We start from the raw sequence: 24,548 nt of genomic DNA on the forward strand, positions 1-24,548 counted from the left end.
GTTGGAGGGCCCGCCAGGCATCGCCGCCATGTCGGGCAAGAAGCCATCAGGCGCCGTTGTAGTTGATCTTCAGCGTCTGGTTATCCAGCGACGTTCGCACCTTGTCCGAGAGCTTCTTGGTGGGTGCTTTCCGGCATTCGTCAACCACGTGAGCGACCGTGCGCGGCGTGTCAACGACGATCTGGTCGTTCTCGCGCACGCCCAGCTTGTCTACGCTGGCGATCCAGTAGACCACCGCCGGCTTGTAGGTTTCGCTGACCGAGAGGAACTCCTCGCAAGTCATCTTGAACGGCTTCACGGTCTTGACTTCGTCAGTGGCAGCAGAGGCGATGAGCGGGGCGGAAAGGGTGACGATAGCGAGGGAAAGAATCAGGCGTTTCATGCTGGCTCCTGGAAGCTTCGTTGGGATGGATCGACGTGAAGCGCAATCAGGAGAATGATCTCGTTCACGCCTGGGCCTATCGTAGAAGGTCGCGCAGGTGGGGGATTTTCGGAGCATGTCAGGCGTTTTCAAATCGCATGGCTATGCCTTCTTCGAGGCAGGGGAGGCCGTCGGGTGCAACAGCACTGGAATGGATTTTGAGGTTGGGGTATTGCAGACGTCCCCCACGCTGTCCAACGGTACCAGCGGGTTGGTTTCCGGATAGTAGGCGGCGATGCATCCGCGCGGAATGTCGTACGCCACCAGTCGGAATCCGTCGGCACGCCGCTCGACATCGTCGTGCCATACCGTGGTCATGTCGACCCAGTCGCCGTCGCGCAGGCCCAGCATTTCCAGGTCCGCCGCATGGATGAAGACCACGCGCCGCTGCCCGAAGACGCCGCGATAGCGGTCGTCCAGCGCATAGATCGTCGTGTTGTACTGGTCATGAGAACGCGTGGTCATCAGCGTCATCAACCGCTCGCCATAGCGGGCGCGGGCCTGGGCAATCGGTGTGTCCGGAGTCAGTGCGTTGACAATGAACTCCGCCCTGCCGGAGGGCGTGTGCCATTGCCGCTCGCGCGCGGGAACATACAGATGAAAACCACCGCGCATGGCGATGCGGGCGTTGTAGTGCTCGAAGCCGTCGATGACTTCCGCGATCTTGTCCCGAATGCGGGCGTAGTCCTGTGCGTACCAGAGCCAGTCGACCGTCTCGCTGCCCAGCGTCGCATGGCCCAAGTTGGCAATGATGGCAGTTTCGGACATCAGGTCGGGTGATGCGGGCTTGTTCATGCCAAAAGAGATGTGGACCTGCGAGACTGAGTCTTCCACGGTCACGCCTTGCGGAGCGCCGTCCTGCAGGTCAATCTCAGTGCGCCCCAGTGTCGGCAGGATCAACGCCTCTTTTCCATGGATAAGGTGGCTGCGGTTAAGCTTGGTGGCGATATGCACCGTCAGGTCGCATGCGCGCAGGGCGTCCCAGGTGCGCTCGGTATCAGGTGTAGCCGATGCAAAATTCCCGCCCAATGCGATAAAGACCTTCACGTCTCCCCGCAGCATCGCCTCGATGCTCTCCACAACGTCGTAGCCGTGTTCGCGCGGCGGATTAAAGCCGAAGGCTGCGCCGAGCTTGTCGAGGAAGGCCCCGGTCGGCTGCTCCTCGATGCCGACCGTCCGGTTCCCCTGCACATTGGAGTGGCCGCGAACGGGGCACAGGCCCGCGCCTTCGCGCCCGATATTGCCACGCAGCATCATCAGGTTGGTCAGCATCTGGATCGTCTGTACCGAGTGCTTGTGCTGAGTCAGACCCATGCCCCAGGTACAGATCACGCGCTCGCCCCGGACATAGATGGTGGCCAGACCCTCGATCTCTTCGCGCGGTACGCCAGATTCGCGCTCGATGATGGGCCACGATTCGGCGCGCAGGTCGGCCGCGAAAGGCGCGAAGCCGTGCGTGTGCTCAGCAATGAAAGCCGTGTCCAGTACGCGAGCCGTTCCATTGGTCAACGCTTCGTCGTCCAGTTCCAGCACGCGCTTCGCCACCCCCTTGATCAGCGCGTAGTCGCCGCCAAGTGTCGGACGCACGAACACCGAGCAGATCTTCGTCTCTGACATTGTCAGCATTTCGACCGGGCTCTGCGGGCTGGTGAAGCGCTCAAGCCCACGTTCGCGCAGCGGGTTAATTGATACCAGCGTGGCGCCCCGCTTGGCGCAGTCGCGTAGTTCGGAGAGCATGCGCGGATGGTTTGTGGCGGGATTCTGGCCAAACAGCAGGATCGTGTCGCAGGTCTCGAAATCATCCAGCGTGACTGTGCCCTTTCCGACGCCTACGGTGTGCGGCATGCCACGACTGGTGGCTTCGTGGCACATGTTCGAGCAGTCCGGAAAATTGTTGGTGCCCAGCATCCGTGCAAACAGCTGATACATGAAGGCGGCCTCGTTGCTCGCGCGCCCGGACGTGTAGAAAGCAGCCTGATTCGGGTCGGGCATGGCGCGCAGCCGGGTACCAATAAGGGAAAAGGCATTCTGCCAACTGATCGGGCGATACGTATCTGACGTTGCGTCATAGACCACAGGCTCGGTCAGACGGCCATGCTGCTCCAGCTCGTAGTCGGTCTCTTGCATCAGCGATTCCACCGTGTGATGCGCGAGGAATTCGGCCGTCACGCGCTTGCCGGTAGATTCAGCTGCCACGGCCTTGACGCCGTTCTCACAGAACTCGAACGTCGATGCGTGTTCGCGGTCAGGCCAGGCGCAGCCTGGGCAGTCAAAGCCGTCTGGCTGGTTCTGGCGGAACAGCATCGCGTAGTCACGGCCCGGCACGCGTTCCTTGATGAGGTTGATGGCGACATACTTCAGCGCGCCCCAGCCGGCGGCGGCGTGGGCATAGGGTTCGATGCGGGGCTTTGATTTGAAGGCCATGACTGGGTCTCCTGCCTTAAAGAGTTCGATGCCTTGTGATGGCCCGAGCGTAAAGGAGGAAGGATTGCGGCAATTGCGTCTTGCGGAGCCAGTTTCGTTTTCGCACGACATGCCGGAGGCCCGGAATGCCGCAGGCAAACCAAAGGATGAAGTGGCTCCACAAATTGCCTAGGCGAGAAAACCCAGGGACGAATGCGGTCGGTGTGCCGGGCGCTCAGTCGGCGTACTGGAGGAACGCGACGGTAATCAAAATCAGATTCAGGACGGCAAGGACAATCCAGCCGTACATCAGCAGCAGGCTTTCCTGTTCGCTCACGAGGGCCTCCGCGATGTCAGGGTGCGTTGGGGGCGCCGGTGCGGGGATGTGGTCGGGGGCAACGGCGAGGCGCTGCATCCAGGTTATTTGGCTTGTCATGGTCGGCTCCCGTGGAAGCAATCGATGTTGACTGGAATGCTAGGAGCCCGGTGCGGATGGCCACAATAGTCGCGTAGGTGGTGTCGCGTTAAACGAAGGTATGGGGGGGCCCCCTTCTTGCCAGCCGCATCCGGAACACGCCACCGCGCGTGACGCGCGGCAGGGCGCCTAGTGCTTCGGATGGCAGGCCGCCTTGCCGTCATGGCATCGGACCGGTGCCGGTGCTTTGGCCACAGCGCTGGCGGATGGCAGCACGCTGTAGTCGTAGCGATCGGCGGCAAACGGGCTGGTGGCTGGGTCGGTGGCATGGGCGGCCACGGTACCGAGCAGGCAGGTGGCGGCTAGAACGGAGCGGAACAGGGTCGAACGCATGGAGATTCTCCAGTGGGACTGCGATGGATCTGCGGTTCAAGCGCCGATCAGCATGGCGCCGGCCCCGCAAACAGGCGGGTGCCGTCTTGGGTAATGATGTAGCGCATATCTGTCTTCCTGAGGAGTGAGTGAGACTTGAGAATACGGCCCGCGGGCGTAGGGCCATTGTGCGCGGCCGGTGGAGGTGTCGTATATGCACGTCGACCCCGGTGACGCCCGCCGCTCGCCGAGGCGCTGGGCATCATCGGCTTGAAGCGGGGCATGGGCGTCCGGGCAGCGCCAACAGAGCATCAGCCTCAGTCTGAGGCCGGCGTGCTTGCCTCGGCGGGCTCGCCCGTCTTCCCATCCTTTCTATCCCATCCCCCACCCAGCGCCCGGAACAGCGAGACGCTGGCCGTCAGCTGGCGCCGGTGCACGGCTTCCAATGCGCGGGCGTCGGTCAGGGCGGTGGCCTGCGCCACGTTGACGTCCAGGTAGGCGGAGGCGCCCTTGCGGTAACGCTCGGTGGCCTGCTGCAGGGCGCGGTCGGATGCCGTGACGGCGGCCCGCTGGCTGGCGGCTTCCTCGTCGAGCAACCGCAGCGCCGCGTAGTTGTCTTCCACATCCTGCACGGCATTGAGCACGGTCTGGCGGTAATCCGCCGCGCTGGCGTCGAACTGGGTGCGGGCGCTGTCCACGCCGGCCTGGCGCTTGCCGCCATCGAAGATCGTCGCGGCCAGTGACGGGCCGACGGCCCAGAAGCGGCTCGGCGCCGTCAGCCATCCCGCCAGGCCGGAACTTTCCAGTCCGCCGTTCAGGTTCAGCATCAGCGTCGGGAAGAAGGCCGCGCGTGCCACGCCGATCTGCGCGTTGGCGGCGGCCACCCGGCGCTCCGCCGCTGCGATGTCCGGACGGCGTTGGAGCAGTGTGGCCGGCACGGCCGCCGGCGTGGCGGGCAGGGCGATGCTGGTCTCACCCGGATTCGACGTGGCCACCGGCAGGGTAAAGGTGCTCGCCGGCTCGCCCAGTAGCGTGGCCAGTGCATGCATCAGCTGCGTACGCGCCAGTTGCAGGTCGGTCAGCTGGGCGCGCGTGCCTTCCACGCGCGCCTTCGCCTGGGCGACATCGCTTTCCGCCGCAATGCCGCCCAGGTAGCGGTTGGTCACCAGTTGCAGCACCGATGCGTAGGCGTCCACGGTCTGCTGCAGCAGCGCCGCCTCGCGGTCGAGCGATCGGATGCCGAAGTAGTCGATGGCGGCTTCCGCCAACAGGCTCAGGCGGACGGCGGCCACATCGTCGGCGCTGGCCTGCAGGCGGGCCTTCGCGGCGTCGACGTTGTTGCCGATGCGGCCGAACAGGTCCGGTTCCCAGGTGGCACCGAGACCAATCAGGTGATCGGGCGTGGTCCTGCCGGCCAGCGAATGGCCCAGCACGTTGGCTGACAGGTGTGTACTCGTGACGCTGGCGGCGACGCCGACGGTGGGGAAGTAGTCGGCGCGGGCGGCAGCCACCTGCGCGCGCGCATCGCGCAGCAGGGCCATGGACTTGAGCAGGCTCTGGTTCGAGACGTCAATGCGTGCCAGTAGGGCGTCGAGTGTGGCGTCATCGTAGGCGCGCCACCAGTCCGACGCGATGGCGTCCTGGTGCTGGACAGCCTCGGCTTCCTGATAGGTGGCCGGCAGCGGCATCGCCGGCACTTGGTATGGCTCGGTGGCGCATCCGGCCAGCCAGGCGCAGGCCAGCACGACGGCGGTGTGCCTGATGGAAGGCCTGGTGGTGCGCTTCGTGTCCCGCTTCATCTTCCGGTCGCCGCTCATGCCGCGTCCCCCTTGGCGGGGGCGGCCACGCGCACGGGCATGCCGGAGACGATGCCGTCGCCGGGGTTGACGACGACCCGGTCGTTCTCCTGCACGCCACTTAGTACCTCCACATGCGAACCGAAATCTCGACCGAGTGCGACCTGACGAATCGTCAGCTTGTTTTCAGCATCCACAACGGCCACCGCAGGGCCACTGGCGGGAAACATCAACGTATTGGCTGGCAGATCCAGGCCCGCATGGGCGCTGCCCACTTCCAGATGCACCTGGGCGTAGGTGCCGGGCAGGATACGGCCGTCCTGGCTGTCGACGTCAAGCTCCACGCGCAGGCTGCGCGTGATGGGGTTGATCGCACCGGCCGTGCGCGTAACGGTGGCGGGGTAGCGTTGTCCCGGCGCTTGCGGCAAAGTCAGCCAAGCGCGCGTGCCCGGCACCGTTGCCGCGCTGACATCCTGGGGGACCTGAGCATAGACGCGCAGCCGCGTGCCGGCCGAGATATGGAATAGTTCGCGGTCCTGGCTCGGTGCGCTACCCGCGTCAATCAGCGCCCCCGTATCGACATTGCGTGCGGTAATCACGCCATCAAACGGCGCGCGGATCTGCATGTAGCTGGCCAGTTGTGCCAGCCGCGAAGTATTTGAGCGTGCCGCGGCCAGCAAGGCCGCCTTGGCATGCACGTCGGCGACTTTCTGGTCGGTTTCCTGCTGCGCGACGGAGTTAGTCGCCTGCAGGTCCTGCCAGCGCTTGGCCGTGGTGCTGGCCAGCTGGTAGTTGGCGGCCGCTGTTGCTTCGTCGGCGCGAGCCTGGCGCAACTGGTCGGATACCTCGGGCGCATCAATCTCCGCTAGCAACTGGCCAGCCTTCACCGAGGTGCCGATGTCGGCGTACCAGCGCCGCAGATAGCCGTTGACGCGCGCATGGATGGCGGCATCGTCGTAGGCCTGGACATCGGCTGGCAGGGTGATATCGCGCACGGCTGCAGCATTTCGGGGGGACACCACACTGACGACAGGAATTTCCGCGCTTTTGGCGCGCAACTGCAAAGCGCCAAAGCTGTGCCAGCGTGGGAAGATCCCGGCAGTAAGGGCCGTTGCGACGCAAAGCCCCGATACCGCCAGTATGGCGAGGCGTGACCGGCTACGTGGCGCCGAGGCCGTAGTACGAGGTTTGCTATGTGTCATGCCAGGTCTTCTCGAAGCGTGGCGGAGTCGTCGACTCGGGTGCGGCCCGCCATCCAGTCATGCAGGGTGGCAAAGAACACTGGCACGAGTACCAGCGTTGCGGTTGTGCCGAATGCCAGGCCGCCAATCACGGTGCGACCGAGCGGCGCATTCTGCGCGCCCGCACCACTTGTCGCCAAAGCCATCGGCACCATGCCGAACAGCATGGCCAGCGCCGTCATCGCCACAGGGCGGAAGCGGCTGAAGCCAGCTTCCCATGCTGCATCCACGGCAGATTTTCCGCCTGCCATCCCTTCGCGCGCGTGGCTTATCACGAGGATGCTGTTAGCCGTCGCGATGCCAACGCAGATGATGGCCCCCGTGAGCGCGGGAACACTGATGGTGGTATCGGTCGCAAATAACATCCATGCCATGCCAGAGAGTGCTACGGGAAGTGCGCCAACGATGGCAAGTGGATCCAGCCACGACTGGAAGTTCACGACCATCAACAGGTAGACCAGCACGATGGCAGCAGCCAGGCCGGCCAGCAGGCCTGCAAACGATGCATGCATTGTCTGCACCTGGCCGCGGACAACGATGTCTGAGCCAGCCGGCAACTGATCGTGCGCCTTGCTGACGATACGCTGCACATCGCTGGCCACCGAACCCAAGTCGCGACCCCGTACCGCAGCGAACAGATCGAGTACTGGTTGCACGTTGTAATGCGAAACCACACCTTGCTGACTGGAGCGCGTGATGGTGCCGAACTGGCCAAGCTGCCCAGCGCCACCTTGCTGCACAGTGTCAGCGCCCAGGCCAAGTGGAATGCTCGACAGCGTTTGCAGTGAGTCCATTGCATACTGCGGCACCGATACGGCCACCTGATAACTGACGCCGTTCTTGGGGTCAAGCCAGAAGTTGGGCGCTGTTTGGCTGCTGCCGGACAGGGAGATCAGCAGGTTCTGCGCCACTTCGCGTTGGGACAGCCCCGCCTGCAGGGCACGTGTGCGGTCAACATTGAGACTCAGGGCAGGCTGGTCGCTCGGCTGTTGGAGGTGCAGGTCGGTCAGTCCGGGCACGCCTGCCAGGCTGCGCATCAGTTGATCGGCCACTTTGCGGTTGCCTTCCAGGTCTTTCCCGACTATTTGGATGTCGATAGGCGCAGGCAGGCCGAAATTGAGGATCTGGCTGACCATGTCGGCCGGCAGAAACGAAAAGCTGACCCCGGGAAAGTTCTTCCGCAGGGCCGCGTCGAGCTGTTCGACCAGCGCGCCAGAACGGCCGGCATCGGGCTTCAGCGACACCAGAATCTCCGCGTCGCCGGTGCCAATCGGCAGCGCAGAATCGTAGGTCAGGTTAATGCCGCTGACGGGCAGGCCAATGTCGTCGACGATGCCGGCCACGTGGGTGGGTCCGATGACCAGGCGGACCTCATTTTCCACTTCATCTACGATACGCGCCGTTTCCTCGATGCGCGTGCCGGTGCGTACCCGCATATGCAGTCGGATCTCGCTGCCTTCGATGGTGGGAAAGAAATCCTGGCCCAGGAACGGCACAAGCGTCATCGACACCAAAAAAACTAGCGCGAAGAACGAAACGGTACGGCGTGGCGCAGCCAGCGCAGCGCGCAGCAGGCGCGAATACGAAAGCCTCACCCGTTCGAATCTCGCGTCAAATCTCGTATGAACCGCGCTGAACCAGCTGGCCAGGCGTCCGCCCTTGGGCCGCTGCGCATTTTCGCCGCGCAGTAGATAGTGCGCCAGCGTGGGAATGAGCGTGCGGGAAAGGAAGTAGGAAGCCATCATCGCAAACACCACTGATTCGGCCAGGGGCACGAACAGGTAGCGAGCGACGCCGCTGAGTAGGAACATCGGCAGGAACACGATGCAGATGCACATCGTGGACACCAGCGTGGGCAGTGCGATTTCTCCCGAACCGTCAAGGATGGCCTGCTCGAGTGGCTTGCCTGTCTCGCGATGATGGGCAATATTTTCGATTGCCACGGTGGCGTCATCTACGAGTACGCCCACGGCAAGCGCGAGCCCGCCCAGTGTCATGATGTTCAAGGTCTGCCCCAGCGCCGCCAGTGCGATGAGTGCTGCCAGTACCGATAGCGGAATCGTGATGGCAATGATCAGCGTGGCGCGCCAGCTACCCAGGAACAGCAGGATCATTGTGGCTGTCAGGCAGGCGGCCACCAGCGCCTCGTGCAGCACACCGTCGATCGCCGACAATACGAACACTGACTGGTCCGAGAGGGGTTGCACGTGGAGCGACTTCGGCAGTCCTGAAAGAATGTGCGGCAGCAGGGCCCGGATCTGCGAAACGACGGTCAGTGTTGAGGCACTGCCAGTCTTCTCGATTTCCAGCAGCGCGGCTCTCTTGCCGTCATGCCGCACCACATTGGTCTGGGGCGCGTAACCATCGTGGACCTGCGCCACGTCGCGAACATAGACCGTGCCGTTGGGGCCGCTGCGGACCGGCAAGTCGTTCAACGCGGCTACGGTCTGCGTACTGCCATTGAGATCTACCCGGTATTCCAGCGAGCCAATCTTGGCGGTGCCGCCAGGCAAAACCAAATTCTGGGCGTTGATCGCGCTCACGACATCGACTGGAGCCAGGCCGCGTGCCTGGAGTGCCGGTACATTAAGGTCCACCGTCACCTGGCGTACTTTGCCGCCGTAGGGAAGCGGCACTGACGCGCCCTCTACTGTGGCCAGTTGGGTGCGGATAAAGCTGTTGCCCAGGTCGTACAGTTCCTGCTCCGGCAGCGTGTCGCTGCCTAGCGCCAGGCGCAGGATTGGTACCGTAGAGGCGTTGTAGCTAAGGACAAGGGGTGGCGTGGCGCCCGGCGGCATCTGCTTGAGAATCGATTGCGCGCCGGCCGTGGCTTGAGCAATCGCCCGGTTGATGTCAGCGCCGGGGTGGAAGAAGACCTTGATGACGGCCACCCCCGGTAGCGACTGCGACTCGATGTGCTCGATATTGTCGACGTCGGTGGTCAGGGAACGCTCGTATTCCGTGACGATACGTTGCGCCATGTCTTCGGCAGACAAACCGTTGTAGCTCCAGACCACGCTGACCACCGGAATGTCGATCGACGGAAAAATGTCCGTAGGCATGCGCAGGATGGAAACCATCCCACCAAGCAACAGCAGAATGGCTAGCACAACGAAGGTATAGGGCCGGCGTAGTGCAAGCCTGACGATCCACATGTTCGTTTTCCTGGTTCACCTGTCCCGATTGAAGGCAAAGTGAGTCTAGGAAGAAATGGCCGCAGGACTATTTCGGAAACTGGCGGCGCTTTTCTGTTCGAACTGTCGAGATATGCAATTTTTGAAAAGCGCAACGTGCCGACGATGAGTGCGAGCCACCCGACCGGCAAGGCACATTGAGGTAAAGTTTCGTCCCGGCCGCGTCCATCCGACGCGGCCTTGCCGCCGCCGATCCGCGCGCGCGGCCTTCGATCCTGAGGAAAAAGACGTATGAAGACGCTTTCGTTCGCAAAGACCCTGTCCGCCGCCGTGGTGGTGGCGACATTTGGCGTGATGGCCGCCGGCAACGCCGGGGCCCAGGAACAGACCGTGCGCGTGGGCACCGTGAGCGGCCCGGATGCCGAGGTCTGGCAAGTGGTGCAGAAAGTGGCCAAGCGCAACGGCCTGAACGTGAAGGTGGTGGAGTTCAACGACTACGTGCAGCCGAACGCCGCGCTGGACGCGGGCGATCTGGAGGCCAACAGCTTCCAGCATCAGCCGTACCTGGACAGCCAGGTCAAGCAGCGCGGCTACAAGATGGTCAGCGTGGGCTACACCTATATCTCGCCGCTGGGCGTGTACGCGCAGAAACTGAAGTCGCCGAAGGACCTGCCGCAGGGCGCCAAGGTGGCCGTGCCGAACGACCCGTCGAACGAGAACCGCGCGCTGCTTTTGCTCGCCGCACAGGGCGTGATCAAGCTGAAGCCGGGCGTGGGCACCAACGGCGTGAACGCTACGCCGCTGGACGTGGCCGAGAACCCCAAGAAGCTCAAGATCGTGGAACTGGACGCCGCCCAGCTGGCGCGCGTCCTGCCTGACGTGAGCGCCGCGGTGATCAACACCAACTACGCGCTCGCCGCCGGCCTCCGGCCGACCAAGGACGCCATCGCCATGGAAGACATCCGCAGCCCGTACGCGAACATTATCGTGGTGCGCACGCAGGACAAGGACAAGCCGTGGGTCAAGAAACTCGTGGCGGCGTACCAGTCGGAAGACGTGCGCCAGTTCATGAAGGAAAAGTACAAGGGCGCGATGGTGCCGTCGTTCTGATCGGCACTTCATCTATCCATACTCGATTTCCTTCGTTCGCCCTCGGCGGCGACGGCGCTAAGGTAGGGGTCGATCCAAACGGAGAACCACCAGTGGCTACCCCCCTCAAAGTCGTCGCCGTCAATGGCAGTGTCCACCAGCCCTCGCGCACGCGTGTGCTCGTGGAGGCACTGCTGGAAGCGCTGGAAGAACGGCTCGTGCTCGACACCCGCATCGTCGACCTGAGCGAGATTGCCCGCCCGCTGGGTGGCGCGCTGTCGCGCGAGGAACTGCCTGCCGAGATTGAGGCGCAACTGGCGGACATCGAGTCGGCGGACCTGCTGATCGCCGCCGCGCCGGTCTACCGGGGCTCGTTCCCGGGCCACTTCAAGCATCTGTTCGATCTGGTCGGGATGAACGCGCTGGTGGATACGCCGGTGCTGCTGGCCGCCACGGGCGGCAGTGACCGGCACGCACTGGTGCTGGAGCACCAGTTGCGCCCGCTGTTCGGCTTCCTGCAGGCGCTGACGCTCCCGATTGGCGTGTATGCCTCGACGGCTGATTTCGACGGCTATCAGGTCGGCAATGGCCCGCTGCAGGAACGCATCCGCCTCGCGGCGGATCGTGCCGCGCCGCTGTTCGCCAGCCACGCGCGCCAGTTGCTGCGCGTGGCCTGACCTGGCCTGATTTGGCCCGGCTCGGGTTCAGATTCCGAGAAGCTTCTTCGCCTCGCCGAGCGACTTCATCGAGGCGTCGTGATCGCCGGCCTTGTGCTGCGCTTCGCCGTCGGCGCGCAGCTTCTGGACCTTGGTCATGTCGGCCTGCGACAGCGCCGGCTTGGTCGCCAGTTTCGCGTCGATGGCCTTCATCTCATTGGGACAGTTATGCGCCAGCGCGGCACCGCTCGCGAAGAGCAGGCCCAGCGCCAGGGCGATGTGACGTGAAGTGCCCATGGCAGGCTCCTTCATACGGGGATGGGGAGCCTTCAGGATAGTGCACCGCGATCAGTCTGCAATGGCTGGCGGCAGCCGGCTGCCCACCCAGTCGCGCGCCTGCTCATAGGCGGCGGCGAGTTGCAGCACGGCCAGGTCGTCGCGCGGGCGGCCAATCAGCTGCATGCCCATCGGCAACCCCTCCGCATTGAACCCCACCGGCACGCTGATGACTGGCGAGCCAGACAGCGTCCACGCCACCACCACCTCCATCCAGCGGTGATAGGTATCCATCTGCCGGCCGGCGATCGATGTCGGCCACGGCTGCTTCACATCGAACGGGAACACCTGCGCCGTGGGCACCGCCACGTAGTCGAACGTGGCAAAGGTGCGTTGCAGCGCGTTGTACCAGGCCGAGCGCTCCGTGCTGGCGGTGTAGAGGTCGCTGGCGGTCTGGTTCAGCGCGCCTTCGATCTCCCAGATGGCCTCTGGCTTCAGCTGCGCGCGCGTGGCCGGGTTGCGGTAGAGCGTCATGCGGGCGTTGCCGACGAGGAAATGGCGATGGGTCAGCCAGGTCTGCCAGATTTTCTCGGGCGGATAAGGGGCGCCGATAGCTTCCACGCTGACGCCGAAATCCGGGAAGAAGCGCAGCGCCTGCTCGCACAGCGGCAGGATGCCGTCTTCCATCGGCAGGTAGCCGCCCCAGTCGCCCAGCCACGCCACGCGTTTGCCGTTCAGGTCGGCGCGCAGCACGTCCGTGACGTTCGCGGGCGTGAGCGAGGCCAGCACCGGGTCGGCTGGAAGCGCCTGCGGGGTGCGCGCGTCGGGGCCGGCCTGCGTGGCCAGCAGCAGGGCAAGGTCCGCCACCGTGCGTGCCATCGGCCCTTCGCAACCGAGCTGCGACAGGAACAGTTCCGGCGTGGGGCCGTAGGGCACGCGGCCCGCCGAGGGCCGGAAGCCGAATACGTTGCAGTAGCCGGCCGGGTTGCGCAGCGAGCCGCCGAAGTCGCTGCCATCCGCCACGGGCAGCATGCGCAGCGCCAGTGCCGCCGCCGCGCCGCCACTGCTGCCGCCCGCCGTGCGCGTGGCATCGTAAGGATTCAGCGTGGCGCCGTACACCGGGTTGAACGTCTGCGAGCCCAGCCCGAACTCGGGCGTGTTGGTCTTGCCGATCAGGATCGCCCCGGCGCGGCGCGCGCGCTCGACCACGATGGCATCGATCGTCGGCACATTGTCCTTGTAGATCGGCGAGCCGAACGTCGTGCGGATGCCGCGCGTCATCGCCAAATCCTTGGGCGCCTGCGGCATGCCGTGCATCCAGCCTGCGGAGCGGCCCGCCGCCAGCGCCTCGTCGGCGGCGGCGGCCTCGGCCATCAGCGCCGCTTCGTCCCGCATGGCCACGATGGCGTTGCTGCCCGGATTGACCTGCGCGATATGGGCCAGGTAGGCGCCCATGACCTGCCGGCACGACACCTCGCCCCCGTGGATGGCCTGCGACAGCGCCCGCGCGGACAGCATGACGATGGGATCGGCGGCGTAAGGCATGGCGGGCTCGGTGTCTCAGAGTTGGGCGGCGTGATGCCGGATATGGTCGGCCATGAACGTCTGGATGAAGTAGTAGCCGTGGTCGTAGCCGGCGTGCCGTCGCAGCGTCAGCGGCTGGCCGGCGACCTTGCAGGCGGCCTCGAACGCTTCCGGATGCAGTTGCTCCTCGAGGAAGCGGTCGGCCAGACCCTGGTCGATCAGGATGCCGGCGGGGAAGGGCGGCGCGTCCTGCCCGGTCATCAGTTCGCTGGCGTCGTGCTCGGCCCAGCGCACCGGATCGTTGCCGAGGTAGCCGCTGAAGGCCTTGATGCCCCACGGGCATTTCATCGGCGCGGCGATCGGCGCGAAGGCGGACACCGAGCGGAAACGGTGCGGATAGCGTTGCGCCAGCACCAGCGCCCCGTGGCCGCCCATCGAATGGCCGAAGATGCCCACGCGCGCGGCATCGCCGGGCAATTCCGTGGTGGCGATGGCGAACAGCTCGCTCGCCACGTAGCTCTCCATATGCCAGTGCATGTGCCACGGCGCCTCGACGGCATCCACGTAGAACCCCGCCCCCACGCCGAAGTCCCACGAATCGGCCTCGCCCGGCGCGTTGGCGCCGCGCGGGCTGGTATCGGGCGAGATCAGCATCATGCCGTGCTCGGCGGCGTAGCGCTGGGCGTCGGCCTTGATCGGGAACGTTTCCTCGGTGCAGGTCAGCCCGGCCAGATAGAACAGCGCCGGCACGCGCGTGGTGCCCGTGCCCAGCGCTTCCTTCGGCAGGAACACCGAGAACCGCATCGGCAGCCCGATGGCGGCCGAGTGGTGCCGGTAGAAGCGCTGCACGCCGCCATGGCAGCCGTGCTCGGCGAGCAGTTCCAGGTCGGTCTGCATCAGTACAGCACCACCGAGCGGATCGATTCGCCGCGCTTCATCAGGTCGAAGCCTTCGTTGATGCGCTCCAGCGGCAGCGTGTGGGTGATCAGGTCGTCGATGTTGAGCTTGCCTTCCATGTACCAGTCGACGATCTTCGGCACGTCCGTGCGCCCGCGTGCGCCGCCGAATGCCGAACCCTTCCACTCACGGCCCGTCACCAGCTGGAACGGGCGCGTCGAGATCTCCGCGCCGGCTTCCGCCACGCCGATGATGATCGACTTGCCCCAGCCCTTGTGGCAGCACTCCAGCGCCTGGCGCATGACCTGCGTGTTGCCGATGCACTCGAACGAGTAGTCGGCGCCGCCGTCGGTGAGCTGGACGATGTGGTCCACCACGTTCGGCACGTCCTTGGGGTTGACGAAGTGGGTCATGCCGAACTTGCGCGCCATCGCCTCGCGGCCCGGGTTCAGGTCCACGCCGATGATCTTGTCAGCGCCGACCATCTTGGCCGCCTGGATCACGTTCAGGCCGATGCCGCCGAGGCCGAACACCACTACGTTGGCACCGGCTTCCACCTTGGCCGTGAACAGCACGGCGCCCACGCCGGTCGTCACGCCGCAGCCGATGTAGCAGACCTTGTCGAACGGGGCATCCGGGCGGATCTTGGCCAGCGCGATCTCCGGCACCACGATGTGGTTGGCGAAGGTGGACGTGCCCATGTAGTGGAAGATCGGCTTGCCGTCGATCGAGAAGCGCGAGGTGCCATCCGGCATCAGCCCCTTGCCCTGCGTGGCGCGGATGGCCTGGCACAGGTTGGTCTTGCGCGACAGGCAGAACTTGCACTGGCGGCATTCCGGCGTGTAGAGGGGAATCACGTGGTCGCCCGGCTTGAGCGAGGTCACGCCGGGGCCGACGTCGGTGACGATGCCGGCGCCCTCATGGCCCAGGATGGCCGGGAAGATGCCTTCCGGATCGGCGCCCGAGAGCGTGTAGTAGTCGGTATGGCAGATGCCGGTGGCCTTGATTTCCACGAGCACCTCGCCGGCGCGCGGGCCGTCCAGGTCGACATCTTCGATGGTCAGCGGGGCGCCGGCTTTCCAGGCGATGGCGGCTTTGGTCTTCATGGGGGGCTCCTAGGCAAGCGTGTGGGGGCGGCGCGCGTGGCGCGCGAACAGGCCACGACTATACGGCCATCGGCGGCGCGCGGCCAGACGGATGCTCGATTATCGGCCGCCCGGCGCGCCGCGCGCGAGCACCGTGGACGCCTCCCCGGCGGGTGTCAGCTGGCCTTCGTGCCGCCGACCCAGCCACCAGCCCAGCCAGGCCCACGCGATGGCCAGCACCGCGCCGGCCAGCGCCACGGAGGCGGGATGGCCGGAGATGGCGTCGATGGCGGTGCGCACCCAGGCGCTGACCGCGTCGCCCGCGCGATACACCGCCGTGTCGATGACGTTCTTGGCCTTGTACTTGGTTTCCGGGTCCACCACGGTGAACAGCATCTCGCGCCCGGGGCGCAGCAGCGCGTACTCGCCCACGCGCCGCACGATCATCGCGCCGGCCAGCACCGCGAAGGTCGGCCAGACCGCCAGCGCCAGGAAGCCGAGGGTCACCAGCACAGGCACGCCGGTCAGCAGCGCGGTCACGCCGTAGCGCCGCGCCACGCGGCCCGAAAAGAACAGCTGGATCACGATGGTCAGCGCCTGCACCGTGGCATCGAGCGCGCTGAAGACCTGTGTCTGCTGCGCGCGCGACGGATACGCGGCGGCCACCAGCTTGGCCTGCTCGAAGTACAGGAAGGTGCTCGCCGTGGCGAGCAGGATCACGAACACGCTGATGCCGAGCAGGTAGCGCGAGCGCGCCACGAGCACCAGCCCCGCCCACAGCCCGCCACCGACCGGCTCGGCCGGGTCCTGCCCCGCACCCGTGCTGCCCACACCGGCCATCCCTGCCCCCGAGCGGCGTCGCCAGCCGAACAGAAAACCCACGCCGGGCAGCGTGGCGGCCAGCAGCGCCGCCGACAGCACCATCAGCCCCGTCAGCCCGATGCTTCCCACCAGCCAGCCGCCCAGCAGCGGACCGGCCAGCCCGCCGGCGCTGGCGCCCGCCGCCAGCAGCGCGAACAGCCGCTTCGCCTGGTCGGGACGGAACACATCGGCCATCAGGCTCCACGCCACCGACACCACGAACAGGTTGAAGACCGAGAGCCAGACATAGAACACGCGCGCCAGCCACACGTTGTCCGGCATCGCCCGCGTGGCGAAGGCAAAACCGAGCAGGTTGGCGATGAAGAATGCGTAGACCCACGGCACGAAGCGTCGACGGGGCAGCCACTTGCAGCAGGCGCCGTAGAACGGGATGGCCACCAGCATCACCACGAAGGTGGCGGTGAACAGCCATTGCAGGTTCTGCACGCCGCCGGCGATGCCCATGGTCTCGCGCACGGGGCGCAGCATGAAGTAGCTGGCGAACAGGCAGAAGAAGAACAGGAAGCCCGCCACCACGGCGGGGGCTTCGCCGGGGCGCATGCCGAGGCCGCGTTGCAGCGGACGGGCCGCGTCAGGCTGGGGCGGGGGCGTAGCCATGACCGGCGCTCAGGCCAGCGCGGCGGCAATGCGGGCCCGCTCGCGCGTATCGGGCATGCGGCCGAACGCCGCGCCGAGGTTGTCGGCCATATTGCGCGGCTTGGAGGTGGCCGGGATGGCCGCCGTCACCGCCGGGTGGCTGACCACGAACTTCAGGAACAGCTGTCCCCAGGTGGTGCAGTCCACCTCGCCGGCCCAGTCGGGCACCGGCTTGCCTTTCACCGCGCCGAATAGCCGCCCATCCTGGAACGGCCGGTTGACCAGCACCGCCACGCCGCGCTCCTCGCACAGCGGCAGCAGCGTCTTCTCGGCGTTGCGCTCGCCCAGCGAGTAGTTGATCTGGAGGAAATCCATCTTTTCCTGCCGCAGGATCTGCGCCAGGGTGTCGTGCGAGTCTTCCCGATAGTGGGTGATGCCGATATAGCGGGTCTTGCCGGCTTCCTTCTGCTGGCGCAGCCAGCGCAGGTTGTTCTGCCAGTCGATCAGGTTATGCACCTGCAGCAAATCCACGCTGTCGAGGTGGAGATCGGACAGCGACCGGGCGAACTGCGCCGGCACCTGCGCCACGCTGGTAGAGACCTTGGTCGCCAGGAACACCCGCTGGCGGGCCTTGGCGGCTTGCAGGAGGTCGCCGGTGACGGCTTCCGCGCTGCCGTAGCTGGGCGCGGTGTCCACCACGGCGCCGGGAATGCGCTGCAGCAACAGCGCCATGACCTCGGTGAGCGGGGTGCGTTCGTCGGCGCCGGTGCCCACGTTGAAGGTATCGGCCGTGCCCATGCCGATGACCGGCAACTGCACATTGGTGCCCGGGATCTTGCGCCGCATCGGCGCCTCCATGGTGGCGGCATGAGCGGCTGCATGAGCGGCTGCATGAGCGGCGGCCAGGGCAGGGGTGGCCGGCAAGGCGGCCAGCGCGGCGGAAAGTCCCAGGAAGGTGCGGCGGTCGATCGGCATGGCAATGTCCCTCGCGGTCGGGTTTCAGGACGTTAGCGCGTGGCCGGGGCGATGTAAACCAGACAACAGGCCAACATCGGGCACGGGCGGGTGGGGCCCGATTGCAAAAAAGCGGCGCACACTGAACAATCCGGCGGCAACCCTGAAAACGGAGGACGACCCCGGTGATCGCGAGTTTCCTTGGCGTGCTGTTCGACGGCCTGGCGTACGGCAGCCTGCTGTTCCTGATCAGCATTGGCCTGTCCGTGACCATGGGGCTGATGAACTTCGTCAACCTGGCCCATGGCGCCTTTGCCATGCTCGGCGGCTATGTGGCCGTGGTGCTGATGAACCGCGCCGGCGTGCCGTTCCTGGCGGCGCTGCCGCTGGCCTTCCTGGGCGCGGCGGCGGTGGGCTGGCTGCTCGAGCGCACGCTCTATCGGCGCCTGTACCGGGCCAGCCACCTCGACCAGGTGCTGTTTTCCATCGGCCTGACCTTCATGGCGATGGCCGGCGCCACGTGGCTGTTCGGCCCCGGCCAGCAGCCGGTGGCGCTGCCCGAGTTCCTGATCGGGCAGGTGCAGGTGGCCGGGATCGACCTGGGCGCCTATCGGCTGTTCCTGATCGGTGTGGTGGTGGTGATCACGCTGGCGCTGGGGTGGCTGGTGGCGCGCACGCGCTTCGGGGCGCAGGTACGGGCTGCCGTCGATCACCAGCAGGCCGCGCGCGGTCTCGGCATCAACGTGGAGCGGGTGTTCAGCCTGACGTTCGCGCTCGGCTCGGGGCTGGCCGGCCTTGGCGGCGGACTGGGCATCGACGTGCTCGGGCTCGATCCCGCCTTCCCGCTCAAATACATGGTGTATTTCCTGCTGGTAGTGGCCGTGGGCGGCGCCGGCTCCATCCGCGGCTCGCTGCTCGCGGCGATCGTGCTTGGCGTGGCGGACGTAGCCGGCAAGTACTACGTGCCGGCGGTGGGCGCGTTCGTGATCTACGCGATGATGGTCGTGCTGCTGGTGGCCTTCCCGGCCGGCCTGTTCGGGAGGCGCGCATGAAATCCGTCCTGCGTACCGATCAAGCCGTCCAGCCGGCGGCGGCCCAGCGCCACCGCCTGCCCGATGGCCGCTGGCATCCGGCCGAAATCGTCTTCTGGCTCGCCCCGGTGGCGGTCTTCTTTCTCCTGCCCGACTACCTGATCCTCGGCAGCCAGATCCTGATTACCGGCCTGTTCGCGCTGTCGCTGGACCTGATCCTCGGCTATGCCGGCATCGTCTCGCTCGGCCACGCGGCCTTCTTCGGGCTGGGCGCCTATACGGCGGGCCTGCTGGGCGCGCACGGCTGGGGCGAGCCGATTTCCGGCCTGCTGGCCGCCGGCGCCGTGGCCGGGCTGGCGGGCTGGCTGTGCAGCTTCCTGGTGGTGCGCGGCGGCGACCTGACCCGGCTGATGGTCACGCTCGGCATCGGCCTGATGCTGTTCGAGGCCGCCAACAAGGCCGCTTTCCTGACCGGCGGGGTCGATGGGCTGTCCGGCGTGACCATGGGCAAGGTGCTCGGGCTGTTCGAATTCGACCTGTTCGGCAAGACGGCCTATCTATATAGCCTCGTGGTGACCTTCCTGCTGTTCGTGGCGGTGCGCCGGATCGTGGCGTCGCCGTTCGGGCTGTCGCTGCGCGGCGTGCGCGAGGGCGTGCGGCGCATGCCGGCGCTGGGCGCCAACGTGCCGCGCCGGCTCGGGGCGGTGTTCGCGGTGTCGGCGGCGGTGGCCGGGGTGGCCGGCGGCCTGCTGGCCCAGACCACGCAGTTCGTCGGGCTCGATGTGCTGGGCTTCCCGCGATCGGCCGAGCTGCTGGTCATGCTGGTGCTCGGCGGCACGGGCCGGCTCTACGGCGCGCTGGTCGGCGCGGCGCTGTTCATGATCGCGCAGGACGTGCTGGCGGGCATCAACCCGGTCTACTGGCAGTTCTGGATCGGCCTGCTGCTGGTGCTGATGGTGCTGTTCGCCAAGGGTGGGGTGATGGGCGCGGCCAGCGCCATTGCGGGCCGGCTGCGGCGCGGCCGGGGGGAAGCACCATGACGGCCACGCTCCGCACGGCAGGGCTCGGCAAGTCCTGGGGCGCCTTCGCCGCCAATAGCGACATCTCGCTCAGTTTCGCGCCGGGCGCGCGCCACGCGCTGATCGGGCCGAACGGCGCCGGCAAGACCACCTTCATCAACCTGCTGACCGGGGCGCTGCCGCCATCGGCAGGGCGGATCTGGCTGGGCGACCGCGATATCACGGCGCTGCCCCAACATGCGCGCGTGCGGCTCGGCATGACGCGCACGTTCCAGATCAACACGCTGTTCCCGGGGCTGACGGTGCTCGAATCCGTCGTGCTGGCGGTGGCCGAGCGCACCGGGGCCGCACGCATCTGGGCGCGCACGGTGGCTTCCCAGACGCCCCTCGTCGACGAAGCCATGGCGGTGCTGGCCATGCTGCGGCTGGACGCCGATGCTGACGTCGAGACCCGCCAGCTGCCCTACGGCAAGCAGCGGCTGCTGGAGATGGCGCTGGCGCTGGCCACGCGGCCGTCGATCCTGCTGCTGGACGAACCCGCCGCCGGCATTCCCACGGGCGAGAGCGCGGAGCTGTTCGCGGTCATCGCCGGGCTGCCGCGCGACATCACGATCGTCTTTATCGAGCACGACATGGATCTGGTGTTCCGCTTCGCCGAGCGCATCACGGTGCTGGTGGCGGGCCGCGTGTTGACCGAGGGCACGCCGGCCGAGATTGCCGCCGATCCGCGTGTGCGCGAGGTGTATCTGGGGGAGGCCGCCCATGACTGAACTGCTGCGGATGGAGAGCGTCAGCGCGGGCTATGGCGACGCGCTGGTGCTGGACGGCATCGACCTGACGCTCTCCTCCGGCGACAGCCTGGCGCTGCTGGGCCGCAACGGCGTGGGCAAGACCACGCTGCTGGCTACGCTGATGGGCTTCACGCGGCTGCGCGGCGGGCGCCTGCACTGGCAGGGGCGCGACCTCGCCCGCGTGCCGCCGCACCGGCGCGCGCAAGGTGGCATCGGCTGGGTGCCGCAGGAGCGCTGGGTGTTTCCGTCGCTGACCGTGGCGGAGCACCTGAGCGCCGTGGCACGCCCCGGGCCGTGGGACATCCCCCGCGTTTTTCAGGTCTTTCCGAGGCTCGAGGAGCGCCGGAAGAACCTCGGCAACCAGTTGTCGGGCGGGGAACAGCAGATGCTGGCGATGGCGCGCGCGCTGATGGTCAATCCTTCACTGCTGCTGCTCGATGAGCCGATGGAAGGGCTGGCGCCGATCATCGTGCAGGAGCTGCGGCGAGTGATTGCCGGGCTGATCGCGGAAAGCGGCATGGCGGTGATCGTGGTGGAACAGCACGCCCGGCTGGCGCTGGCGATGACGCAGCGCGCGATGGTGCTCGACCGGGGGCGCGTGGTGCACGCCGGCGAGAGCGCCGGGCTGCTTGCGGATCGTGCCCTGCTGGATCGGCTGGTGAGCGTGGCGGCGTAGGTGGTGGCGTAGGTGACGGCATAAGACGAGTCTGATTGCTTTTCAGAAACGTCTCATATCTCTGGGCGCGCTTCATTCCCAGAATGCATGGATCGACATCATCCGCTCAGACAGCAGGAGATCGCCATGCACAAACCGAAACCGTCTTCCCGGACATCCATTACACCCGGCATGCTCGGCACCCCGGGGTTCCCCGGGCCGATGGCGCCGTCGGCCCCGGCCCTGCGGCAACTGGAGCGCATTCAGGAAGCGCTCGGGGTGATGTCGGCGGCGCTGGATAACGCGGCCTCGCCGGACTTCGGCAACGCCGGCGCCGCGCTGATCATCCGGCTGATCCGGCGCGAGGCGGCGTCAGCCATCTCGGTGCTATCGCCGCCGAAGGAACGTTCCGGTCACGGCTTCAAGCCGCTGTAGAACGCCGCGAGGTTGGCGATGTCCTTGTCGGTCAGCGGTTTGGCCATCAGGTTCATCATCTCGTCCTTGCGCGCGCCGGTCTTGTAGTCCTTGAGCGCCTTCACGAGGTAGGTCTCGTTCTGGCCGGCCAGGTGCGGCGCCTCGGGCAGCTTCGACTTGCCGTCCAGGCCATGACAGGCCTGGCACTGCAGTGCGCGGGCCTTGCCGGCCTGGGCGTCTGCGGCCAGGGCAGGAGCCCCGGCCACGGCCATTGCCATCCCCAGCCAGGCGGCGATTGTCAGCGAACCGTGTCGCGTCACTTGGCCCCCGCGTAGGAGATGCGGTAGATCGCCCCGGCGTAGTCGTCGGACACCAGCAGCGAGCCGTCCTGCAACTGCTGCACGTCCACCGGGCGGCCCATGTACTCGCCGTTGGCCGTCAGCCAGCCTTCGGCGAAGACCTCGGTGGCGCCGACCGAGCCGTCGGCGTTGACCGGCGTGTAGACGATGCGGGCGCCAATCGGCTTGGTGCGGTTCCAGGAGCCATGCTCGGCCGCGAACACGCCGTTCTGGTACTTGGCCGGGAACATCTTGCCGGTATAGAACGACATGCCGAGGTCGGCCGCGTGGGCGGCGTACTCCACCACCGGGAAGACGGCGTCTGCCGGCGGCTTGGCGTCCTTGTACTCGACCGTGCGGACCTTGCCGCCGCCGTACCACGGGAAGCCGAAGTTCTGGCCGCCCTTGGTGGCCCGGTTCAGCTCGCCGGGGGGCTGGTCGTCGCCCATGCCGTCCACCTGGTTATCGGTGAACCAGAGCATCTTGTCGACCGGGCTGAAGTCCAGGCCCACGGAGTTACGCACGCCATGGGCATAGACCTCACGATTCTTGCCGTCCTGGTCGATCCGGATAATGCCGCCGACGCCGTTCTTGTCGAGCGTGGCCAGCTTGTCCTTGGGCGGCACGTTCCACGGCTGGCCGAGGGCCACGTAGAGCTTCTTGTCCGGGCCGATGCGGCAGGCGCGCGCGCCGTGGTTGAAGCTCTCGAACTCGGTCGGGACCAGCTTGCCCTGCGGCACGACCACGCCGACGGCCACGTCGGGGCCGCCCTCGCCGAAGAACTGGGCGGCCGGGAACGCCAGCACGCGGTTCTGCTCGGCCACGTAGAGGATGCCGTCGGGGGAGAAACAGACGCCGTTGGGCACCTTGAAGGCGACGGAACTGGCGAACTGCACCACGTCGTCCGCCACGCGGCGCTTGTTGCGGTCCGTCACCTGCCAGACCTTGGTCTTGCGCGTGCCGACGAAGACCACGCCCGTGGACGGCTCCACCGCCATGTGGCGGGCTTCGGGCACCACCGCGTACAGCTCGATCTTGAAGCCCTGCGGCAGCTTGATCGTCTTGAGGTTCTCGCGGATGGCGTCGGCGCGCGTGCCGGTCTGCGGCACGGTTTCCGGCGTGGCGGTGCCGGTCGGCTTGAAGCTCTGGAGCTTCTGGAGGTTGTCGGGGGCGGCCATGGCAGGCGCCAGGGCCAGGAACATCGCGGCGGCGGCCGCGGAGGATATGGCAGTCCTGATCATTTTGTCGTCTCCGGAGTTCTTCTTGTGTGCATCAAACAGCTTAGGTCAAGAATCGGAACCCGCGTGATGCACTTTCTTGACGACGCAATAAAAGATTTTCAGGACGGCCGCCGCCGGGCAGGCTTACTTGCCGGARTCCTTCACSCCSTCGAAYTTGTCGAACTCGACGTTGTAGAGCTCCCCGTTGACCTTTTCCACCTTGCGGATGTAGACCGTCTGCACCACGTCGCGCGTGGCCGGGTCGATGGTGATGGCGCCGCGCGGGCTCTGGATCTTCATGCCCTTGAGCGCCGCCAGGAACTTGTCGCCGTCCGTGACGCCGTTGGTTTTCTTCAGGGCTTCGTAGATGGCGGCCATGCCGTCGAAGGCGGCCACGGCCATGAAGTTGGGCCGGCCGGCGCCCGGGTTGGCCTCGGCAAACGCCTTCAGGAACGCCTTGTTTTCCTTCGAATCATGGGCGGCGGAGTAGTGGAACGAGGTGATCACGCCCAGCGTGGCGTCGCCCATGGCCGGCAGCACGTGGTCGTCGGTCAGGTCGCCCGTGGCAATCACGCGGATGCCGGCGGCGGCCAGGCCGCGCTCCCGGAAGCCCTTCATGAAGGCCACGCCTTGCTCGCCGGCGGGCAGGAACAGGAACACGGCCTCCGGCTTGGCGTCCTTGATGCGCTGGATGAAGGGCGCGAACTCGGGGTTGCGCAGCGGCACGCGGATCGACTCGATAATCTGCCCGCCGCCGCCCAGGAAGTTGGTCTTGAACGCGGTTTCGGCGTCGATGCCGGGCGCGTAGTCCGCCACCAGCGTGACCACCTTGCGGATGTTGTTGCGCACCGCCCAGGTCGCCATCGGCGCCGAGATCTGCGGCAGCGTCATCGACACCCGTGCGATGTAGTTCGACTTGGTGGTGATGACGGAGGAGGCCGCGTTGAAGATCACCATCGGCTTTTTCGCCTGCTCGGCGATGGGCGCCACGGCCAGCGCCTCGGGCGTGAGGCCGAAGCCGGCCAGGATGTCCACCTTGTCGCGCACCACCAGTTCCTGGGCCAGGCGCTTGGCCACGTCCGGCACCGGGCCGGTGGTGTCCTTGAGGATGACTTCGATCTTGCGGCCGCCCACGGTGTCGCCGTGGAGCTTCTGCCAGGCCTTGACGCCGCCTTCCATCTGCTTGCCGTAGTCGGCAAAGCTGCCCGAGAACGGGGCGATCAGCCCGATCTTGACCGGATCGGCCGCAAAGCTGGAAGCGGGGAATGCCAGGACGGCGAGGGCGCCGCACGCCAGGACGGCGCGCCGCAGCGGGGTGAAGGTCATCGAAGTCTCCCGAAAAGTGCGGTACTAGGCGAC

23 protein-coding genes are annotated in these 24,548 nt (G+C 66.4%); 7 read left to right on the plus strand and 16 right to left on the minus strand.

Annotated elements, in window-relative coordinates; translation table 11 throughout:
* Positions 1 to 46: 46 nt before the first annotated feature.
* The 7 genes from AC1DEL_RS21085 to AC1DEL_RS21115 form a co-directional block, all read right to left on the minus strand.
* Positions 47 to 382, minus strand: a complete 336-nt coding sequence (locus AC1DEL_RS21085) for an HdeA/HdeB family chaperone (RefSeq protein ID WP_177219956.1) — start codon at positions 380 to 382, stop codon at positions 47 to 49.
* Positions 383 to 523: 141 nt separating this feature from the next.
* Complete coding sequence (locus AC1DEL_RS21090; protein WP_441593296.1) at positions 524 to 2,845, minus strand: FdhF/YdeP family oxidoreductase; 2,322 nt, start codon at positions 2,843 to 2,845, stop codon at positions 524 to 526.
* A gap of 214 nt (positions 2,846 to 3,059) precedes the next feature.
* Positions 3,060 to 3,239, minus strand: a complete 180-nt coding sequence (locus AC1DEL_RS21095) for a hypothetical protein (RefSeq protein ID WP_143093917.1) — start codon at positions 3,237 to 3,239, stop codon at positions 3,060 to 3,062.
* Between the two features lie 189 nt (positions 3,240 to 3,428).
* Entirely contained in the window at positions 3,429 to 3,632 is a 204-nt protein-coding gene (locus AC1DEL_RS21100; RefSeq protein WP_092296770.1) for a hypothetical protein, read from the minus strand.
* 296 nt (positions 3,633 to 3,928) lie between these two features.
* Positions 3,929 to 5,410 (minus strand): efflux transporter outer membrane subunit, encoded by a 1,482-nt coding sequence (locus AC1DEL_RS21105; protein ID WP_477126184.1) that lies wholly within the window; start codon positions 5,408 to 5,410, stop codon positions 3,929 to 3,931.
* Positions 5,411 to 5,424: 14 nt separating this feature from the next.
* Positions 5,425 to 6,609, minus strand: a complete 1,185-nt coding sequence (locus AC1DEL_RS21110) for an efflux RND transporter periplasmic adaptor subunit (protein ID WP_477126185.1) — start codon at positions 6,607 to 6,609, stop codon at positions 5,425 to 5,427.
* Positions 6,606 to 9,803 (minus strand): efflux RND transporter permease subunit, encoded by a 3,198-nt coding sequence (locus tag AC1DEL_RS21115; RefSeq protein WP_441593289.1) that lies wholly within the window; start codon positions 9,801 to 9,803, stop codon positions 6,606 to 6,608. The genes AC1DEL_RS21110 and AC1DEL_RS21115 overlap by 4 nt, the downstream gene beginning before the upstream one ends.
* 333 nt (positions 9,804 to 10,136) lie before the next feature.
* Here AC1DEL_RS21115 and AC1DEL_RS21120 point away from each other — a divergent pair, with 333 nt between their 5' ends.
* Both AC1DEL_RS21120 and msuE read left to right on the plus strand, forming a co-directional pair.
* A complete protein-coding gene (locus tag AC1DEL_RS21120) occupies positions 10,137 to 10,892 on the plus strand; it encodes a MetQ/NlpA family ABC transporter substrate-binding protein (protein WP_477126215.1) in 756 nt (251 codons plus the stop codon).
* Positions 10,893 to 10,984: 92 nt separating this feature from the next.
* Complete coding sequence (gene msuE, locus AC1DEL_RS21125; RefSeq protein WP_477113480.1) at positions 10,985 to 11,548, plus strand: FMN reductase; 564 nt, start codon at positions 10,985 to 10,987, stop codon at positions 11,546 to 11,548.
* A 27-nt stretch (positions 11,549 to 11,575) separates the two neighbouring features.
* On the opposite strand, the gene AC1DEL_RS21130 is transcribed toward msuE, so the two are convergent.
* From AC1DEL_RS21130 to AC1DEL_RS21155, 6 genes are all read right to left on the minus strand, one after another.
* The gene (locus tag AC1DEL_RS21130) at positions 11,576 to 11,824 is read right to left on the minus strand and encodes a hypothetical protein (protein WP_454757879.1); all 249 of its coding nucleotides are present in this window, start codon (positions 11,822 to 11,824) and stop codon (positions 11,576 to 11,578) included.
* Positions 11,825 to 11,875: 51 nt separating this feature from the next.
* Positions 11,876 to 13,348 carry an amidase gene (locus AC1DEL_RS21135; RefSeq protein ID WP_477126186.1) on the minus strand — a complete coding sequence of 491 codons (1,473 nt, stop codon included), beginning with the start codon at positions 13,346 to 13,348 and terminating at the stop codon, positions 11,876 to 11,878.
* A 15-nt stretch (positions 13,349 to 13,363) separates the two neighbouring features.
* Positions 13,364 to 14,212, minus strand: coding sequence for an S-formylglutathione hydrolase (gene fghA / locus AC1DEL_RS21140; RefSeq protein WP_092296873.1), 849 nt, complete (start codon positions 14,210 to 14,212; stop codon positions 13,364 to 13,366).
* An 11-nt stretch (positions 14,213 to 14,223) separates the two neighbouring features.
* The gene (locus AC1DEL_RS21145; RefSeq protein WP_092296751.1) at positions 14,224 to 15,330 is read right to left on the minus strand and encodes an S-(hydroxymethyl)glutathione dehydrogenase/class III alcohol dehydrogenase; all 1,107 of its coding nucleotides are present in this window, start codon (positions 15,328 to 15,330) and stop codon (positions 14,224 to 14,226) included.
* Positions 15,331 to 15,429: 99 nt separating this feature from the next.
* Positions 15,430 to 16,788, minus strand: a complete 1,359-nt coding sequence (locus tag AC1DEL_RS21150) for an NTP/NDP exchange transporter (RefSeq protein WP_477126187.1) — start codon at positions 16,786 to 16,788, stop codon at positions 15,430 to 15,432.
* Positions 16,789 to 16,797: 9 nt separating this feature from the next.
* A complete protein-coding gene (locus AC1DEL_RS21155) occupies positions 16,798 to 17,742 on the minus strand; it encodes an aldo/keto reductase (protein WP_477126188.1) in 945 nt (314 codons plus the stop codon).
* Between the two features lie 167 nt (positions 17,743 to 17,909).
* Between AC1DEL_RS21155 and AC1DEL_RS21160 the strand changes: the two genes are divergently transcribed.
* The 5 genes from AC1DEL_RS21160 (at position 17,910) to AC1DEL_RS21180 (ending at position 21,652) form a co-directional block, all read left to right on the plus strand.
* Positions 17,910 to 18,773 (plus strand): branched-chain amino acid ABC transporter permease, encoded by an 864-nt coding sequence (locus AC1DEL_RS21160; RefSeq protein ID WP_177219959.1) that lies wholly within the window; start codon positions 17,910 to 17,912, stop codon positions 18,771 to 18,773.
* The gene (locus AC1DEL_RS21165; RefSeq protein WP_092296740.1) at positions 18,770 to 19,792 is read left to right on the plus strand and encodes a branched-chain amino acid ABC transporter permease; all 1,023 of its coding nucleotides are present in this window, start codon (positions 18,770 to 18,772) and stop codon (positions 19,790 to 19,792) included. Before AC1DEL_RS21160 ends, AC1DEL_RS21165 begins: the two co-directional genes overlap by 4 nt.
* Positions 19,789 to 20,541 (plus strand): ABC transporter ATP-binding protein, encoded by a 753-nt coding sequence (locus AC1DEL_RS21170; protein ID WP_092296737.1) that lies wholly within the window; start codon positions 19,789 to 19,791, stop codon positions 20,539 to 20,541. Before AC1DEL_RS21165 ends, AC1DEL_RS21170 begins: the two co-directional genes overlap by 4 nt.
* Complete coding sequence (locus AC1DEL_RS21175) at positions 20,534 to 21,238, plus strand: ABC transporter ATP-binding protein (protein ID WP_477126189.1); 705 nt, start codon at positions 20,534 to 20,536, stop codon at positions 21,236 to 21,238. Before AC1DEL_RS21170 ends, AC1DEL_RS21175 begins: the two co-directional genes overlap by 8 nt.
* 126 nt (positions 21,239 to 21,364) lie before the next feature.
* Positions 21,365 to 21,652 (plus strand): hypothetical protein, encoded by a 288-nt coding sequence (locus AC1DEL_RS21180; RefSeq protein WP_143093916.1) that lies wholly within the window; start codon positions 21,365 to 21,367, stop codon positions 21,650 to 21,652.
* On the opposite strand, the gene AC1DEL_RS21185 is transcribed toward AC1DEL_RS21180, so the two are convergent.
* From AC1DEL_RS21185 to AC1DEL_RS21195, 3 genes are all read right to left on the minus strand, one after another.
* Entirely contained in the window at positions 21,631 to 21,951 is a 321-nt protein-coding gene (locus AC1DEL_RS21185) for a c-type cytochrome (protein ID WP_369823487.1), read from the minus strand. The two genes, AC1DEL_RS21180 and AC1DEL_RS21185, sit on opposite strands and share 22 nt — an antisense overlap.
* A complete protein-coding gene (locus AC1DEL_RS21190) occupies positions 21,948 to 23,210 on the minus strand; it encodes a PQQ-dependent sugar dehydrogenase (RefSeq protein WP_477145026.1) in 1,263 nt (420 codons plus the stop codon). Before AC1DEL_RS21190 ends, AC1DEL_RS21185 begins: the two co-directional genes overlap by 4 nt.
* 123 nt (positions 23,211 to 23,333) lie before the next feature.
* The gene (locus tag AC1DEL_RS21195; RefSeq protein WP_477159174.1) at positions 23,334 to 24,515 is read right to left on the minus strand and encodes an ABC transporter substrate-binding protein; all 1,182 of its coding nucleotides are present in this window, start codon (positions 24,513 to 24,515) and stop codon (positions 23,334 to 23,336) included.
* Positions 24,516 to 24,548: the final 33 nt, after the last annotated feature.

Source organism: Cupriavidus sp. 10L43_2 (assembly GCF_056395265.1).

Bases quoted from the DNA above. Each gene is read 5' to 3' on its own strand.
- AC1DEL_RS21115 (WP_441593289.1), bottom strand. From the start codon at position 9,803: ATGTGGATCGTCAGGCTTGCACTACGCCGGCCCTATACCTTCGTTGTG.
- AC1DEL_RS21150 (WP_477126187.1), bottom strand. From the start codon at position 16,788: ATGGCTACGCCCCCGCCCCAGCCTGACGCGGCCCGTCCGCTGCAACGC.
- AC1DEL_RS21085 (WP_177219956.1), bottom strand. From the start codon at position 382: ATGAAACGCCTGATTCTTTCCCTCGCTATCGTCACCCTTTCCGCCCCG.
- AC1DEL_RS21180 (WP_143093916.1), top strand. From the start codon at position 21,365: ATGCACAAACCGAAACCGTCTTCCCGGACATCCATTACACCCGGCATG.
- AC1DEL_RS21190 (WP_477145026.1), bottom strand. From the start codon at position 23,210: ATGATCAGGACTGCCATATCCTCCGCGGCCGCCGCCGCGATGTTCCTG.
- AC1DEL_RS21135 (WP_477126186.1), bottom strand. From the start codon at position 13,348: ATGCCTTACGCCGCCGATCCCATCGTCATGCTGTCCGCGCGGGCGCTG.
- AC1DEL_RS21130 (WP_454757879.1), bottom strand. From the start codon at position 11,824: ATGGGCACTTCACGTCACATCGCCCTGGCGCTGGGCCTGCTCTTCGCG.
- AC1DEL_RS21105 (WP_477126184.1), bottom strand. From the start codon at position 5,410: ATGAAGCGGGACACGAAGCGCACCACCAGGCCTTCCATCAGGCACACC.
- AC1DEL_RS21170 (WP_092296737.1), top strand. From the start codon at position 19,789: ATGACGGCCACGCTCCGCACGGCAGGGCTCGGCAAGTCCTGGGGCGCC.
- AC1DEL_RS21090 (WP_441593296.1), bottom strand. From the start codon at position 2,845: ATGGCCTTCAAATCAAAGCCCCGCATCGAACCCTATGCCCACGCCGCC.
- AC1DEL_RS21100 (WP_092296770.1), bottom strand. From the start codon at position 3,632: ATGCGTTCGACCCTGTTCCGCTCCGTTCTAGCCGCCACCTGCCTGCTC.
- AC1DEL_RS21110 (WP_477126185.1), bottom strand. From the start codon at position 6,609: ATGACACATAGCAAACCTCGTACTACGGCCTCGGCGCCACGTAGCCGG.
- AC1DEL_RS21175 (WP_477126189.1), top strand. From the start codon at position 20,534: ATGACTGAACTGCTGCGGATGGAGAGCGTCAGCGCGGGCTATGGCGAC.
- AC1DEL_RS21165 (WP_092296740.1), top strand. From the start codon at position 18,770: ATGAAATCCGTCCTGCGTACCGATCAAGCCGTCCAGCCGGCGGCGGCC.
- AC1DEL_RS21095 (WP_143093917.1), bottom strand. From the start codon at position 3,239: ATGCAGCGCCTCGCCGTTGCCCCCGACCACATCCCCGCACCGGCGCCC.
- AC1DEL_RS21155 (WP_477126188.1), bottom strand. From the start codon at position 17,742: ATGCCGATCGACCGCCGCACCTTCCTGGGACTTTCCGCCGCGCTGGCC.
- AC1DEL_RS21145 (WP_092296751.1), bottom strand. From the start codon at position 15,330: ATGAAGACCAAAGCCGCCATCGCCTGGAAAGCCGGCGCCCCGCTGACC.
- AC1DEL_RS21120 (WP_477126215.1), top strand. From the start codon at position 10,137: ATGGCCGCCGGCAACGCCGGGGCCCAGGAACAGACCGTGCGCGTGGGC.